The organism is Pseudomonas sp. B21128, assembly GCF_044218865.1.
GTDB lineage: Bacteria > Pseudomonadota > Gammaproteobacteria > Pseudomonadales > Pseudomonadaceae > Aquipseudomonas > Aquipseudomonas iridis.
The window spans coordinates 22,483-38,854 of sequence record NZ_CP162591.1 but is presented as its reverse complement, the minus strand read 5'-3'; the positions used below and the strand labels follow the sequence as shown (position 1 = coordinate 38,854).

Annotated in this window: 13 protein-coding genes; 11 read left to right on the top strand and 2 right to left on the bottom strand. The window is 51.9% G+C overall.

Annotated elements, in window-relative coordinates; all coding sequences use genetic code 11:
- Positions 1 to 139 precede the first annotated feature (139 nt).
- Both AB4P91_RS27460 and AB4P91_RS27455 read right to left on the bottom strand, forming a co-directional pair.
- On the bottom strand, positions 140 to 973 hold the full coding sequence (locus tag AB4P91_RS27460) for a hypothetical protein (RefSeq protein WP_122433181.1): 834 nt from the start codon (positions 971 to 973) through the stop codon (positions 140 to 142).
- A gap of 179 nt (positions 974 to 1,152) precedes the next feature.
- Positions 1,153 to 2,415 carry a replication initiation protein gene (locus AB4P91_RS27455; RefSeq protein WP_106118747.1) on the bottom strand — a complete coding sequence of 421 codons (1,263 nt, stop codon included), beginning with the start codon at positions 2,413 to 2,415 and terminating at the stop codon, positions 1,153 to 1,155.
- A gap of 977 nt (positions 2,416 to 3,392) precedes the next feature.
- Here AB4P91_RS27455 and AB4P91_RS27450 point away from each other — a divergent pair.
- Genes AB4P91_RS27450 through AB4P91_RS27400 form a run of 11 tightly spaced genes read left to right on the top strand, consistent with a single transcriptional unit; the run spans position 3,393 to position 16,357 of the window.
- On the top strand, positions 3,393 to 4,148 hold the full coding sequence (locus AB4P91_RS27450; protein WP_016355671.1) for a DotI/IcmL family type IV secretion protein: 756 nt from the start codon (positions 3,393 to 3,395) through the stop codon (positions 4,146 to 4,148).
- A gap of 12 nt (positions 4,149 to 4,160) precedes the next feature.
- Positions 4,161 to 5,402, top strand: a complete 1,242-nt coding sequence (locus tag AB4P91_RS27445) for a DotH/IcmK family type IV secretion protein (RefSeq protein WP_258178631.1) — start codon at positions 4,161 to 4,163, stop codon at positions 5,400 to 5,402.
- A 7-nt stretch (positions 5,403 to 5,409) separates the two neighbouring features.
- The gene (traO, locus tag AB4P91_RS27440; RefSeq protein WP_122433182.1) at positions 5,410 to 6,759 is read left to right on the top strand and encodes a conjugal transfer protein TraO; all 1,350 of its coding nucleotides are present in this window, start codon (positions 5,410 to 5,412) and stop codon (positions 6,757 to 6,759) included.
- A gap of 23 nt (positions 6,760 to 6,782) precedes the next feature.
- A complete protein-coding gene (locus tag AB4P91_RS27435; protein ID WP_106118748.1) occupies positions 6,783 to 7,493 on the top strand; it encodes a hypothetical protein in 711 nt (236 codons plus the stop codon).
- A 10-nt stretch (positions 7,494 to 7,503) separates the two neighbouring features.
- On the top strand, positions 7,504 to 8,037 hold the full coding sequence (traQ, locus tag AB4P91_RS27430) for a conjugal transfer protein TraQ (protein WP_106118749.1): 534 nt from the start codon (positions 7,504 to 7,506) through the stop codon (positions 8,035 to 8,037).
- Between the two features lie 18 nt (positions 8,038 to 8,055).
- Positions 8,056 to 8,499: a DUF6750 family protein gene (locus tag AB4P91_RS27425; protein WP_106118750.1), complete on the top strand. Its 444-nt coding sequence runs from the start codon at positions 8,056 to 8,058 to the stop codon at positions 8,497 to 8,499.
- A 45-nt stretch (positions 8,500 to 8,544) separates the two neighbouring features.
- On the top strand, positions 8,545 to 9,270 hold the full coding sequence (locus AB4P91_RS27420) for an HNH endonuclease (protein WP_106118751.1): 726 nt from the start codon (positions 8,545 to 8,547) through the stop codon (positions 9,268 to 9,270).
- 10 nt (positions 9,271 to 9,280) lie between these two features.
- Complete coding sequence (locus tag AB4P91_RS27415) at positions 9,281 to 12,337, top strand: conjugal transfer protein TraU (RefSeq protein WP_156088691.1); 3,057 nt, start codon at positions 9,281 to 9,283, stop codon at positions 12,335 to 12,337.
- The gene (gene traW, locus AB4P91_RS27410; RefSeq protein WP_016355679.1) at positions 12,337 to 13,581 is read left to right on the top strand and encodes a conjugal transfer protein TraW; all 1,245 of its coding nucleotides are present in this window, start codon (positions 12,337 to 12,339) and stop codon (positions 13,579 to 13,581) included. The genes AB4P91_RS27415 and traW overlap by 1 nt, the downstream gene beginning before the upstream one ends.
- Entirely contained in the window at positions 13,581 to 14,174 is a 594-nt protein-coding gene (locus AB4P91_RS27405) for a hypothetical protein (protein ID WP_122433185.1), read from the top strand. The genes traW and AB4P91_RS27405 overlap by 1 nt, the downstream gene beginning before the upstream one ends.
- Positions 14,171 to 16,357 (top strand): DotA/TraY family protein, encoded by a 2,187-nt coding sequence (locus AB4P91_RS27400; protein WP_106118745.1) that lies wholly within the window; start codon positions 14,171 to 14,173, stop codon positions 16,355 to 16,357. Before AB4P91_RS27405 ends, AB4P91_RS27400 begins: the two co-directional genes overlap by 4 nt.
- The last annotated feature ends 15 nt before the right edge of the window (positions 16,358 to 16,372 follow it).

Below are 16,372 nucleotides of genomic sequence, written 5' to 3'. Positions count from 1 at the left end.
GGCGGACCGTGCAGCCGCACTCTGTTGAGGTGTCGTCGGGGAATCGCTATCATGGAAGAATCCAGACGCTCCTAGACGAGTTCACCCTGGTAGAAGCCCAGATCGGTAGCCGCCGTCTGGGCTTTGTTTTACCTCAGATCTATAAAGATGAGTGATCCGCTAAAATGACCATCTCGGAGAGCACACAGATCTCTCCGCGGATTTTAGCCAAAGTACCACGCTGATCACCACGCTCCTTCCTTCCAGCCTCCATTTCTTTGATGTTCTGGTCATAGGTAAAGCTCGGGCCTGCCCAATCGCGAAGTCGAACGAAAGCCCATGCTTCGCCTTCACGATATTCTCGACTGTAAACCGCGCTGGTAACGACATACTCACGGCCGTTTACCTTCACTGTGGGGACAGACGGAACCTTGTCGCCCGCTGAGGAGAACTGCATACATGACACGGCATTTTCCCACCTGCAGTACACCTCAGGAATGACAGAAACGCCGTCACGAAAACTGGGCCGGAAAAAACAGGAACGCCAAGGCAGAAACTCGGCCCAGTAGCGGCAATCACCGGTACTCAACCATCCGTGAACGATGATTGAACCTACACCTTCCACATAGACGCCTATCACCTTGGATCGAGGTGCAGTACGAACCTTGCACTCCGCACCTGAACCTTCAAAGCTTGTTGCCACGACGTTCAATTCGAGCCACATGCTGTCATTAAAGTGCGCAACAGCGCGCCACTGAGAAGGCCGCAGATCATCGGTGGATGCTTGGGACAGCGATTGCTCACTGGCCTCAACACCAAGAAGAAAGAAGGGCATCAATTCTTGTGGAACGGAAGAAATGTGTGCCCGAGCCTCGGTAACAAGCCGTTGATACTCACGGAGGTTGAAAGAGGGGAAATTCCAAGATCCAGATTCGCTGACAGCGATATCGACACTGGATTCATCAAAGAACAAACCCATTTGTAACTGGTTCATATGATACCTGCTCCTAGAACATTTACCTGGTAGCCGCCAGGAGAGCGTCGTGACGAAACTCATAGGATTATGGTACCAAACATACGTACGTACGTACGTACGTACATACGCAAACCTAACAAAGACAAATGTTTCTGGTGATCAAGGTGCTCAGTGTGCCGAAACACTCCCTGTCACGGTTAGGAACTGTCACTTGAGACAATCAAAGGATCAATCAAAGCGAGCTGGTGGGGTTTCTCCCCCTTAGGGGTCGAAACCCCACCAGCAGGTATCTGATTGGCACCATGCTTAACACACATCACTTTGCTCACCTGGCTCGACCTGCCTGGCGTTTTCGGTACTGCAGGGGTCGACGTCGTGAGGGGCGGTTGCAGCGCAACAACAACATTCGAGCGTGTCTCGTTAATGACATGTCGGTACTTGGCCACCGTCTGCCTGGTGATCCCTGATAGGGCGGCAATGGCAGCGATCGCTAAAGGTTTAGCCTGGCTATGCAGAGAACGGCACGCAGCGCGGATTTTGGATTCTGTGGCTTTATGACGTACTTCATGGGTACGTTTTGCTGAGAGCTTTTGCCGCTCTGCGAGGGGAGTAGACTTGTCCAGCTCCATGACGCCCCTATGACATCTGCTGTTACCTGTGTAGCGATTCCAGGTCCAACGGCCGACTGATCGGACAGTGGATCGGATCGAGGACAGGGGCAAGTCGTCACGGAAGGCACCACGGCCACCAAACTGATTGCTGTTATGGGCATGTGCGGTAAGACGCTGCATGAAATGCTCGTAGCTACCGTGCTCGCGCTCGTTGTTGACAATGCTGTATGCAAAAAAACGGAGGTTCTCGAACAGCATGCAGTGCCGAGAATGCGACACGGCATCCATATCCGGCCCTTTGCCCCATGGGGTAACCGGTTCAAGCTCAACGCACTCTGCTAAATCGGCGAGCTCATAGACGTTGCCGTGTAATTCCCTCGTATGCCACCAGGGATGCCCCGGCGTTTTAGCGACAGGGCCACCATGATACTCAGGATCAGCTTTCAGCCGGTCAACGAAAGCCTTGTAAATGGCTTTCATATAGCGAATTGGCTTGTCCCGGGCGCTATCCGAGGTACAAACCGGAATGATCGCGTAGTAGAGGTGGCTAGAGCCTGAATGACGATTGCGGACAATCAGGTTCGGAGGTGGGAGACCGGCATCGTCCCAAATTAGGGAGTTAGCGTGATCCAGATCGAAGATGAGCCATGAGACTCGATCTAGGCGATTTACCTGCATGTAGGGATAGCGAATTGCGTGCTCGCGGGGACGCACTCGCATAGCCGTTTTATTGTCGCTGCATCTGGCCAGATACGAAGCCTCCTCAAAAACTCTGTTGAGGGCTGTATCAGCAACGAAAAAACGTGGGTCGACAGGCGTCTGCAGAGCACCAGGTTTACCCTGATTCAAAGCAGATTATCCGTACTGAGGAGCAAGGTAATTTCAGCGCGATAAAAATCGCGGTGTACCTTGCACGCAAAGGCGCAGGTGTCCATAATCGAGCTACCTAATCGGTGAGCCTCACGTCGACTATCTGCCAGGATGAGACGTGAAGGCTCTTTTTTTTGCCCGGCGTTTGCCAGGATGCTTGTTCGTACTCTTGTTCTTCAGCCCGAAAGGCCGATCTCCTCAGAGTGGTTTGTTTGGTTTCTAGAAGCCAACGGCATCCACGGAAAAGAGGGGAGGGGGGTCTACATATCCCTAAAGGCTCTTAAAAAAACACTTCTGTGGTTCTAGATTCCGGCGAAGGCTAGAGCTTGCAAAAGCTTACGTCAACCCTCTGGAACCCGCGTGCGACGTGGCCTCCAGCATTTTCCACATAGTTATAAAATCTTTTTTTTTGTTAAATCTGTAAAGCAACGTGCGCGTGTTATGCATACCTCATGATCGCTACAGGCCGCGTGGTTCTTAACCTCGGGGTTGACCGTGTGTCGGCGATATACGAAAGGGGCGTCGCCGATATACGACGAAAGCGTCGGCGATATACGACCTGAGGTGTCGGCGATATACGAGCCTATCCACAGGCAAATAAATTTTGTCGCCGATGTACGAAACCCCCTCAAAACACCCTTCCAGAGCATTGGCAAGCCACTCCCCCCCTAATACCCCGGCTCCCCGCGATCAAACCCCTATTACGCGGGGGTTTTGTCGCCTCCAAGCGAAGATAAATGTCGGCGATATACGACTCCTCTAATGAAACGTCGGTGATATACGAATGTCCAAACCGGCGCCTTACCGGCAATGTGCCATCAATGGCAATTCCGTATCGTAGTCACCTTGAGAAGGCCGTTCTGTGCGCGAGCCCTGATTTAAGGCTGTCAACATTGAACATTAGCTATTGACCGATTCCGCATCATGGTTAGAATACGGAAAACGGAGGGGATTTAATGACCGAATTGCGAGAGCCTACATCGGACGTTCAGCGCGAAGCTGCAGCAGGCGCCGGCAACGAAGAAGGTCGCACGGAATATGAGAAAGAATTGCTCAATCTCGTGAAGACGCTGCACCAGAACGTTGACGCTATTGACCCGATGGTTCAGGAGCAAAAAGACCGCAAGCGCCTCAGCAACATTTCGGGCTCCCTTGCGAAGTCCAACATGGTTTTGACATGGGGTCTCGTTGCATCAATAGCACTCAATGGAATGCTCGGTTGGTTCGCGGTCCATCCTGATCGTCAATATTTTGCAGCTGATGGGACGCGCGTGATTCGTCTGGTACCACTTTCAGAGCCATACCTGAAATCAGCAGACGTAATCCAGTTCGCTCGCGATGCGATCAACCGCTCACTGACCATCAATTTTCAGCAGTACCGCGGCCAGCTGGAGGACGCTCGTGCTGATTGGACTCGCGAAGGTTTTAAGCAATTCCTGGAACAGCTCGAAGCTGGCGGATACCTGGACTCGATCAAGACCAAGCGCATGAACATGACTGTCACAGCAGGTACAGGCGTGATCGTTAGTGACCGGCTTGTCGATAACATCTGGGTTCGAAAGGTAGAGCTTCCAATCGAGATCAAGCTGACCGGGCAGGTAACTGAACAACCCGCTCAGAACTTCATTGCTCTCGTGACTGTAACTCGGATTCCAACACTCGATTCACTTGTAGGCGTGGCCCTTGACAACATCGTCATCAAGCCCCGGTAAGGGAGGACCAATATGAAACCATTTCAGCTTGTAGTGCCGATGCTTGTCTTGGCAATCAACACAGCGTTTGCGCAAGATGCTCAAGCTCCGCAAAGCGGTGCAATGCTCCCTGGAGCCGAGCAACAATCAATGCAGCAACCGCAACCGGGGCAGCAACAGCAACAGCAACAGCAACAGCAACAGCAACAGCAACAGCAACCAGCACCTCCAGTTCCTGGACAATGGGTGCAAGTGAAAGGCCCGGGCACCCCCGCGAATTTTCCTGCGCAGCCTGGCCAAACAAATGCAAATGTTAATCCGCAGATGCAAAATGCATTTCCGCAAACTAACTACGGCGCTGCGAACTACGCCGTAGGTGGCCAGCCACAGGGTCAGGCACCAACTCAACCGCAGCAAAATGCTGCCCCTCAACCGCAGCAGAATGGTGTTGCGCCCATGCCTCCCTTGGACGCTCCAGAGGGCTCAGCGGATTTTAATGAAGCTATGAAAGTTGTAGCTCCATTCGCTCCAGAACAAATTCGCGAAATGCGGGGAAGCCTTGAGAACACGAGGAAGGCGAAGGCGTATAAGCCTGTGAGAGCCATCCCGAGAATCACGAGTGTCTCTGTCGACCTAAGCCCGGGCGCGTCACTACCAGTGTTACGTGTAATGCCTGGTGAGATATCGAACTTGGTTATCCTCGACTCAACAGGGGCACCTTGGCCTTTGGCAATCACACCACGGATCTCCAGAGATGACATCTTCACAGCAGAGTGGATGCAGGGTTCGCACGTAGTTGTGGTTTCAACGACATCCTCCTACGAATCTGGAAATATCGCTCTATTTCTACAAGGCGCGACGACACCAGTTGTCATAAAACTCGTGACTGGTGAACCTGACAGTGAAGGCGAGAAATCCAGAATCGTGGATGCTCGCTTGGACGTACGGATACCCGGCCGAGGCCCTTACGCTAAAGCACCGCTGATGGGGCCAGGTAAAATCGCTCTATATGACGACACCCTTCAGGCCTTTCTTGACGGAATTCCACCCAAGGATGCCCGAGCAGTGGTGGCACATGGGGACGTGCCAACGCACACAAAAGTGTGGCAATACAACGGCGACATCTTCGTGCGTACGCAGCAAGATATTCAAACAGCGTTTGATCAAAGTCTGTCCTCAGGAGATGGAACCAAAGTTTATCGGCTTCCAGCAACTCCGTTCGTAACCCTGTCTCAAATGGGCCAGTCAGTTACCCTCCAACTAGACATCAACTGAGGTCCATATGAGTACTCAAGCTGATATTGGTCGCCAAACCAAGGTTATCGTAGCCGTAGTAGCTGTCGTGGTCATTGGTGGCGGCTATCTGGCGTATACCTGGTTGCAAAATCACAATTCAAGTAATTCTTCCGTTCGGGGTATCACGACGGACGCTAAAGGCACTAAAACAGAAGAAAGCGAACAATACCGTCAGGTACTTAACCGATATAACCAAGCAAACGCACAACAAGCCGAATCAAACGGTGGTTCGTACATGTCTGTGATGTCTGCACAGTCTGTTAAACCGGTCACACCTGGTTCAGGACAGCAGCAGCAACCTCAGCAGGTTAATTACTATTACCAACAACCCCAGCAACAACAACAAGTCGTAACTCGTAACAAAGAGTACGACAAACAAATCGCTGAGCAGGTAAAAGGTTTGATGTCCGCGTGGGGAGAGAAGCCCCACGGGTTGGGTAAGTCGAGCGAAGACGCCACTCTTACCCCATCTGCTTATGCTCAATCAATCATGCCAGCATCTATGGCTGGTGCGGGCGGCACGGTTGCAAGCAATCAACGCGGCGCTAATGGGGCCGCGAGTCAAAAAGATCCCGACGTAGTGGTAGTACCAGGGTTTACTCTTGCCCCGTCTATTCTCAAGACTGAGATCGACACTGACGAAAACTCGATGGTACGTGCGGAGATCGCAACCGGGCCATTCGCAGGTGCAGTGTGTTTCGCCATGGGCTACAAACGTATAAACGAAACCGTAGACATGACGTTTAGCTACATGGAGTGGAAGGGACACTCATATAAAATTAGCGCAAAAGCCGTTGATCCAGACAGCATGAGAACCGCACTCTCCGGCGAAGTAAACAACCGATACTTCGAAAGAATTATCCTCCCAGCACTTGCTATTGCAATCGGTAAGACAGGTCAACTTTATGAGCAAGGTAGCGCTCAAAATATTATCACCAGCCAAGGTGCAGTCATTTCGACCTATCCAGAAACACCGAACGGTGCGGCTGTAGCAGGTACATTTGCGGGTGGTATTGGCCAGCAAGCAGGCAAGGTTCTCGCAAATGACGGCGCAAACATGCCTCAAAAGCAAGTTATTAGACCTTTGGGCTCGACTATCGGTATTCAGTTCATCGGCCCTGTGATGGCTAGTGATGCACTGGACAAAAATGCCATTCAAGCAAATCAGAAAGATGAATTGAATACCCTGAGTCAACCTGCTGGACAGCCAAAGCAACAATATCGCTTGTCACCTAGCGCAACTGGCAGCGGTGATCAAGAGGGTATGAGCAGCGGGTATCCGGGCTTTACACCTGGCCTTGGCCAACCCAACACAATGAACTCGACTCGCTACTGAGTCAGCGCTGAAAGGATGCCAACATGACGACACAGACAGCGGCCGATATTGATGTATTTGCATCACCGGCCCCAAAAGCAGGCGTTGCTCAACCGGAGCCGGATTCGAAACTGGAGCAGGACTCTTTGCCAAAAAGGAACTTGAATTCGTTTGTAGAAAAAGTGAAGCCATGGCACTTCTTTGTTGTGCTTGCACTCGTAGCAGCGGTCTGGATCTTCGCACCTAAGTTGTTCCGCTCGAACTCTACGATCACACAAGGGCAACAGTTTGGGGCCCAAAACACACAAGCTGAGTACGGTTCGTATGAACGCCAAAAACCGGTCCAACCGGTTGAGGAACCTGTGAGGACAATTCCGCCAGTCAGCCAACAGATTGAGCTGATCCAGGTTCAAGGCCAAATAGAGACATTTGCCAAAATCACTTCCGAGCTGCAGGGCCAGGTTCGTGAGCTTCAGGCAAAAATTGCAATGCTGGAGTCACGCCCATCTGATACTCCTCCCAAGGCCAAGGAGAGAATCCAGGCGACGCGAAATCAGCCTGCCGTCCCTGCCGTCACAACATCCAAGGCTTTGACTGGATATAGCATCAACACCATTTATACCGATCAAGCGTGGTTGGCGCATGACCAACGAACAATCGTTGTACAGGTCGGTGATGCTTTCGACGGCATACGCGTTCTTCGCATAGATCCAGTGTCCCGCCAGGTTGTCACAAACCTCGGCGTGATCCGGTAGGGAGTAAGGTATGGATCTCGCGAGCATGATCATTGCGGCAGCTAATTCGCTGACCGGAGTGATGTGGGGCCTACTGTGGAGCCTCGGAGCGCTGGTCGGCTTCGCGTACTCAGGCTCGGTGCTTCGCAAGATGCAGCTCGCCAGTATTCAACCAGGCCGACGCCCAATATCTGCTGGCGGCACCATGATGGTGATGATCATCGGGGCCATGCTTTTCAACCTTTCGGGAACAATTGGAACTGTCTGGACGACCTTTTCCAGCGGTCAAGCGAACTACGGCGCAATCTCCTGGAGCGGAGCGGAGCAGTTCGGTGAGTTCAAAGAAGCCGTAAATGCTGTTCTGACACTAGCAAGTCTTGCTGGTGGCTTTTGCTGCTTTAAGGGACTACTGCTCTTAAAAAAGGCAAGCATTGATGGAGAGTCTTCCAACGGTGCAGATGATCTAGTCTGGCGTGCTTTAACTCACTTGATTGCGGGTGCGGGATTGGTTCACGTAGACAAGATGATTGATGCGTTTCAAGAAACATTCAAACTTTACTGGTAAGTCAAACGGAGCGTTGCTATGAAAATGAATCCTTTCGAGATAGTCGGTGATGTTGTACGTAAAGCTCACGTACACCTGATCACCAAAACTGACGAATACAATCAGCACCCAGTACAGCGTCGCATCATGTTGGCAAGTGCCGGCATCACCATGGCAACCATGTTTGCTGCACAAGCACATGCAGATGGCTGGGCTGACATGGGCAAAAAGGGAGCAGAACAGGGCGATTCGATGAAAGAAAGCTTAGGCAAAATATTCGCTGTCCTAGGGTTTGGTGGTGCCGGATATGGTGGCATGAATATGTGGAAAAAAACCCAGCAAGGCGAGAACAGCCGAGTTACAGGTACTCAAATCTGGGGGCCTATGTTAGGCGGGGCGGCACTAGGCGCAACTGGTTTCATGATGGTTGCTACAGGTGAGACTGTAGGTATCGATGCTGGTCAACAAGGCGTCGTACCTTAACCAACAGCAGCAACAGGCAGTCTTATAGACTGCCTTGGAGGTTTGATGAGCAGCGCAGATAATCAGCCAGACATGGTAGTCCCCGATGCTACGCTCGGTCGAAATTTCGAACGTCCAGCACTACCCGGTATGAACTTGTCAACTAAAGCAAGGGTTTGGGGTGATAAAGAACCAACTGCTACTGAGCCTAATAAAAAATCGTTGAGTCTAGAATTGCGGGTTGAAGTTCTTCGTGAGAGCAAACACCGGTGCTTCTTCTGTGGTTTTCCTTCGCAAACTTTGGAAATTCACAATATTAACCATAACCACCAAGACGTACGGAAAGATAACTTGCGCGCCGTCGATTCGTTGTGTCACGGCTGGCAGCATCTTGGGGAGTTGGGGGAGGGGAACGCTTTTATTGGATACCTTCCTGGGCTCGTTGCGCAGGATGTTAACAATCTGCAGCGATGCATCCTAGTCGCCTTGGAAACAGGGGATGAAGCAACTAAATCTGATGCGAAAAAGTTGTTGAACTGGCTTGCTTCGCACAGACAGTACACAGAAGCTGCTTGGGGCACGTTTGAACCAAGTGTATTCGCTAGTGCATTGGTGAAAATGGAGGGTGTTGGTGCAGACGTTCATGCCGTTGTATTTAGAGATCTTGCGGTGATATTCAACCCTAGTACTTACAGCGCAAACGCAAAACAATGGGCTCAAGATGCTTATAAATCTTCACCTACAGCATCTTGGCCAAATGTGTATCACAACATAATGAATGCGCCGAGCTGAGGGGAAGGGTATGGGAGTTCTGGAGAAATGCGTAGATGCCGTTGAAGGTGCGATTGAGTACCTGGCTCGACATCTGATTAATAAAGACATGACCAGCTACTGCGAACTGATGACCGCAGTGGGTGTGACCGATGAAGACATTCGGCGTTCTCCAGATCTGAAGGACCCGTACACTTTGGTTAACAATGGATACTCGCTCCTGACCGTTTTTGACCTGCAAGGCACATTTCAGATGCTTTCGGAGGCCGAATTCGCAGCAATGATCGAATCATTGCGAGTCCGTATGACGGGATACATGAAACGTTATGGTCATTCGCTGACCTTCTCATTTGAGCGTGATCCCGAGCGCGCTAAAGACGAGTTAATGCGCCTTGCGGAACCATTACTCAATACGGCCCGACGGATCGGCCTCGAAACTGAAGACATAATTTTAGACCGTGTAATGCGTAATTACCCTCTGTGCTCTTGGGAGCAGAATATTCTCGTTGTGTACACTCACCTTAGCGCTATGAGTTCAGAAGAACAAAAGCGTGAGATGAATGCACTTACCAAAAGCCTGGCGAAACACAATGTTCCACGGACGCAGTTTGGTCAAAATCCTGCATTCGCTTTGTCTGCCTTAAAATATCGTCACGACACAATGCTCAAGCGGTTGCAGGATGATTTTGCGAACTGCGGTATCGACGGCCAAAAAGGGATCATGATGAAGCCTCTGACTGCGCATGAAGCTGTGAAGCGAGTCAGAATCATGATTAACCGCGAAGGTACTTCCCAAAAGTTCCGTCCGTCACTTCCTGGTGATCGTCACATACCGAGTGGGCCAGAGCATGCCGACGATTATTCGGACCTCGTTGCTCCACGTTTGAGCTACCAGATTTGCAGCAACAATGTCGAACCGGATGGAAACTACATTCGTACCGACAGACTCTGGCACGGCTCTTTCGGAATGGAACTGGGACCACAAGATCCGCTTCCATTTAAGGAATTGTTCGGCGCGGTCGATCAGGTTGTTCCATGGCGAATTCGCTTCGACCTGAACCCATGCGGGCTCAATGAAGTACGCATGCGTCGCATGGTTTCAGGGTTTGTAGGCCTTCTGCCAAGTAACCGCTCGATCCGTGAATCCTTTTCAGAATTGGAAAGGCTTCAAAAGGAGGAAGCCGTCCTTTCAATGAAAGTGTCTGCTTCGACGTGGGCAGAAGACAAAGACACCGTTAAGCAGCGCATGTCCTCCCTGGAGAAGTCTCTTCAATCGTGGGGCACTTGTCAGGTAAGCCAGAACCATGGCGATCCTATGGCAGGCCTTGCTTCCACCATTCCTGCATTCACTACCAAGAACACAGCGAACAGATTGCTGCCTCCACTTCAAGATGCCTTGGCCATGCTTCCCCTGCAACGACCTGCAACACCGTGGGCAGAAACTGGCTCATGGATACTCAGGACGCCTGAGGGTAAAATTTTTCCTGTAGGTTTGGGCAGCAGTATCCAAGACACTTGGATCGAGCTGTTTTCAGGCATACCTGGTTCTGGTAAATCTGTAACTGTAAACACCATGAACAATGCCGCGATCCATCGGCCGGGTGCGATTCAATTGCCGCTGATGACGATTGTGGACGTTGGTCCATCTTCATCCGGACTGATCCAGGTCATCAGAGACTCACTTCCTGACCATCGCAAAAACGAGGCTGTGTACCTTAAGCTGCAGAACAGCGTTGATTACGCAGTTAACCCCTTTGACCCGCAGCTCGGTGCTCGCGAACCCACTGCTCGCGAGCGCGAATTCCTCGTTGATTTTTTGAACCTGCTTTGCACCGATACCGATATCGGCCGCGCTCCTGCAGAAGTGTCACGTGTCAACGAGCGTCTAGTGACGCTGGTTTACGATGACAGAGCCGGAAACGGAGCAAACCAATACGAACCTGAAGTCGTTCCGTTGGTAGACAAGATCCTTTTGGAAACCGGGATTCTGGCTGAGCATGACGAAAAATGGTGGTCCACTGCTACCTGGTACGAAGTGACCGACATGCTGTTCGCTGCAGGCTATATCCAAGAGGCAACAATTGCCCAGCGCCAAGCTTCACCCGTGCTGGCTGATTTTAACGCAATGCTGAATAACGAAAGTATTCGACAAATGTTTGGATCTATCCAAACTAAAAGTAATGAACCTTTGCTCAACTATATGTCGCGTTGTTTTGTGGTAGCTACCACCAGCTTTGCTTTGTTTTCCGGGCGTACCCGTTTCGACCTCGATGCTACAACTCGTGTTATTTCTATCGATCTTAATGACGTCATCGGTTCCAAAACTGCTGAAGGTGCTATTAAGACCTCATGCATGTATCTTTTTGCTCGACAGTTAGCTGCCAAAAACTACTTTCTGCGCAAAGAAGAGTTGGTGAAAGTTGTTCCTGAGCTGTATGCGGAATATCACATCAAACGCGCAGATGATGTGGCCTCGCAACAAAAAATTATTGCCTATGATGAATGGCACAACACTGACGGCCTTGAAGCGCCGGTTCAAACCGTTATTAAAGATGGCCGTGAAGGTCGTAAATGGGGCATCCGAATTATCGCGATCTCGCAGTTCATGAATGACTTCCCTCAACCGCTTTTGGACGCATCAACGTCGGTATACGTTCTGCGCGGCGGCAATCGTAGTGATGAGAAGGTTCTTCGTGATTCCTTTCAGGTGTCCGACCAGACCATCAGCGAGCTTCACCGTAAATGCGTCGGCCCTACTGAGGAAGGCGCGAACATGCTCGCCATTTTCAAAACCAACCAGGGCACCATCACGCAGATCCTTACGAACACCACGGGTGCCTTGGAGTTGTGGGCCTTTTCGACAACCCAGCAGGACGTTTCACTACGAACAGCGCTGTACAGCCGACTGGGTTCAATGACGGCACGTAGGGTTCTCGCCGCTAGATTCCCTCTCGGTACCGCGAAAACCTACATCGAGCAGCTGGAGCTGCAGGCGGGCGCGGAACAAGCGAAGTCGGTTGTCATGAAACTCGCTGACGAGATGACCGCCGAGTACCGGGCAAGCCGCAAAGCAGGAGCAAATATCTAATGAACGTACTCAAGTTTTCCCCCCTTGCACTTGCAATGCTTACGGTAGGAATGTTCGCCTCCAAGCCAGCCTACGCGATTTGCGACGGTTGCGTGGTTGGTGCTGTGGAAACAGCGAACCTCAGCATCACATTGGCTGTGAACGCAACAACTGCTGCAGTAGGAGCGATGGCCACGTCAGTGAATACGATGCTGTACCAGGTCGGTACCGCTGTGACCCAAGGCAGTAGCAAAGTCGCAAACACGGTCGAAACCGCGGCTCGCGTGGATCGGGAATTCGCAGCGACTCAGGAAAAGAACCGACGCTATGAGGACGCACGTCAGCGGTACTACGTCTCCAACGCCATTTGCAGTGAATCTGCTTCCGGAGGCGCTATCGACGTCAAAGCTGGTGTTGCTGCAATAAAAACAACCATGAGGTCTGGTGGCGGCGGCAAAACCGAAAACCGCAAAATTGCTCAAGCATTGACTTCGCCGGCCGCGCCCAGCGAGGTCGATTCCATGCGTTCTGCAAGCATTCACGCTGATTACTGCGACACAGATGACTATGCCGCGTACGGCGGTGCCAGCGCGTGCCCGAGTGTTTCAACAACAATGCCCGGGGCTGACAAGCGCCTTGATTCCGTAATGATAGGCGCCGGTCCAAATGGTAAGAGTGCAGATCTCACCTTCTCCCAAGAGCAGACTGACGCAGCGCAGATGTACACCCAAAACTCAGCTCGGCGATCGATCGGCAGTCAGCTGCGCAAGGGCGAAGCTGAAAGTGAAGCCGGCTCGCAGTACATCGGACTCATGAATCAGTACAACTCGATCCTTTCGGCTGCTACGGATCCGCAGGACCAGCTCGTTGCTGATAGCCAACCCAACCCAGCGACCAAGGATTTGCTGGTAGACACACTCAAGTCGTCCTCGGCCCAGGCCTACTACGCCAAAACTGCGTCATCTCAAGCAAAAGCGACGGGCACGATGTCGGCCAGGGAATTTGAATCGTTTGAGGTTGGACGCCGGTATGCCAATACCGAGTACCAGGCAGACTTGCAAAACATGGAAGGGGACAACCTGCTCCGTGAGCAGATCCGCGTGCAGTCCCAGACCAATTGGTTGCTGCTTGAGCTGCGTAACGACGTCCAGCGCGGGAACGTGATCAACGGATTAAATCTCGCAAGCGGCGCACGTTCAGAGTTTGAGCCCATCTTGAGCCAAAAATATCGCGCTGTATCGGGCCACATGGGAGGCAGCAACTGATGACGGAACAACAGCCATCCAAATCGAGGCAGGCGGCTTCAATAGCGCTGCGTATCATTCTCCCATTCTGGTCAATGAGACAGACCGTGCGGCTTGCTAAGCAGGAAGCCGCTAAAACCAAAGAGAATTGGACGCATATCAAAGAAATGTCTGCAGAAGCTAAGCAGGCTTTGTTGCACAGTGATGTCGACGAGTCCACGGAACGTAAGCCGGTGTCGTTCGAGGAAGCGATGGCCAACCGTAAACCAGGTGCAATGTCTGTTGAGCAACTGCACCTTTTCTTCTTGCGCCGGAAGCGCGCTGCGCTACTCGCTGGCTCAATATTTTGGTTGCTGGGCTTGATCGGTCTCACCATGGGGCTCATCAACGGTTCGACGAAAACGGTCATACAAAGCCTACTGTCGATTGCGACTGCATCCCCTCTGTTATTCGCGCTCGCATTAAGCGCTCAATTTCGGATGTGGCAATTGACTACCCGTCGCCTATCTGCGGCAGAGCACGGCGGGTTCAACGACTTTAAAATCGAAAACCCTGACTGGTTGTTGAAGACGCTGAATCCTCAAATCGGCAAAACCAGCGGAGTTCGGCTATGAAAGCAATCGCGAATAAAAGCTTTTGGCTCTTTGTAGCCTGGTTGGTTTCTGTGCCTGCTCGGGCAGCGGATGGAACAACCATCAGCGAAATTGCAGCAGCTGCGAAAAGGACAGGCGATAAGTCCCGAGAAGCACTGGTGTCGATTTACGGGAATGTGGTCAACAACCCATTGGCAGGGGGAGACACCAGTGGCGATACCATCCTCGCGAGCATTTTCTCGGTATTCAACGGCGCACTGTTGGTGGTTGGGGCGATTTGGGCTTGCTACATCGTTTTTAGAAAGCTAACCCGGACCGCTCATGACGGGTCAGTTTTCGATAAACAGCAATCAACCATCTGGGGGCCGGTACGGCTTGTCTGGGGCTTGGTTTCGCTGGTACCAACAGCAAGCGGCTGGTCGCTATCGCAACTGCTGATGTTGTGGGGTGCTTCCGTGATGGGTATCGGCATTGCTAATCTCGGCGTCGATAGCGCGATGGAAGCTTTCACTGACGGCACGTCGATGGTAGTTCAACCTGTGATGCCGTCGACGGTAGGACTCGCGCATAGCGTTTTCGAGGCAAATCTTTGCCTGCACGGTATCAATGCGGGGATAGCTCAAGCCCAAGCAAGCGGCGCTCTGGTTACCCAAAATGGATACGTCCAGCAGTCTGCAACCCAAAGTGGATTCATACTCAAGAATTCAAGTTTTGTCTGTGGTGGGGCAGACATCCAAGGCGATCTGGAGCCTCAGGCGGTATCAACTAATTGGTTTGGCGGCACCATTGATGTGTCGGACATACGTAAAGCTCACCTTGCGGCGCTTCAGGCCATGCAGGCATCTCTGAGCACTAGCGCGCAAAACTTCGTCAACGCGGTGATCCAACGACAATCAGGACAAACTAATTCCCTTCCTGATGTGGAGATGGCAGTTCAGTCAGCAGCGCAGGCATACGAAAACTCCGTCAACAGCGTCGCAGCTACCAAGCAGGGCAATATTGGCGAGCTGGCCAGCAAGATGAACTCAAGCATCAAAGAGGGTGGATGGTGGACTCTGGGTGCCTGGTACCAGACGTTCGCACAAGCAAACACTAAGCTGTCAGATGCTATGGCAGCAAAAGCATCTGTGTTCGGCATGTCCTCTGGTGGGGATCCTGCAATTGTGAACGTCTACGCCTCCTCAATGGCGGCGTACAAGGCTCAACAGGAAACCTCTACCTGGACAAGCACCTTGGGTACTCAATCCAGCGGTGACTACTCCAAAGGGGCTGGAGGGGCCGATGCAGGTAGCATTATTGGCAGTATCTTTTCCGCGCCAGGTCAACGGATCGTCAACTACCTGGTCGACGTCAATGCCGGCGGCGAAGGCATGGGTCAGCTGAATCCTCTGATCAAGATGAAAAACCTCGGCGATTACACAATGGTCGCGGCCGAGACAGCCCTTGGTGGCTACGTAGCTGCCAAGACTCTTGAAAAGGTCAAGGATGGCTGGAGTGTTGCCGGTACGTTCTCGAAAGTTGCGAACGCAGTCACATCCGTGGGCGATGCACTTTCCGGCGTCCTTGGCGCTGTTGGCCCCTTCATCATCATGCTCATCATCGCCTTGTTTATCCTGGGCGGCACACTCTCTACCTATTTGCCGATGGTGCCCTTCATCATTTGGTTTGGAGCTGCTGTTAATTGGCTGGTTGTGGTTGGCGAGGCTGTTATCGCAGCACCTCTCTGGGCTATCACTCACCTGAACGGTGAAGGCGATGGGATGGGGCAAAAGACAACCCACGGCTACATCTTTCTGCTGAATGTGATGGTCCGACCGATCCTGATGGTTCTGGGTTTCTTTCTGGGCGGTGCAGCTCTGATTGCAGGCGGCACACTGCTGAACCAGTTGTTTGGTGTAGCACTAGCTAATGCTCAGTTCGACTCGACCACTGGTCTGTTCTCGATCATTTTCTTCCTGACCATCTACTGCTCGATGTGCTTGAACCTGGTCCATAGCTGCTTCAACCTGATCATGATTGTCCCTGACCAAGTGATCAACTGGGTAGGTGGCCACGCATCTGCAACCATGGGCCGTGATGATAACGAGAAGATGAAAAATGCCATGAATGTGTTCGGCAGTAAGCTGGAACACCTCGCACCACGCCCTGGACCTCAAGGAGGACAGAACAAAGGGACAAAGGCAGGTGACGGTATAAGATCTTAGGAATGACGAACGGGG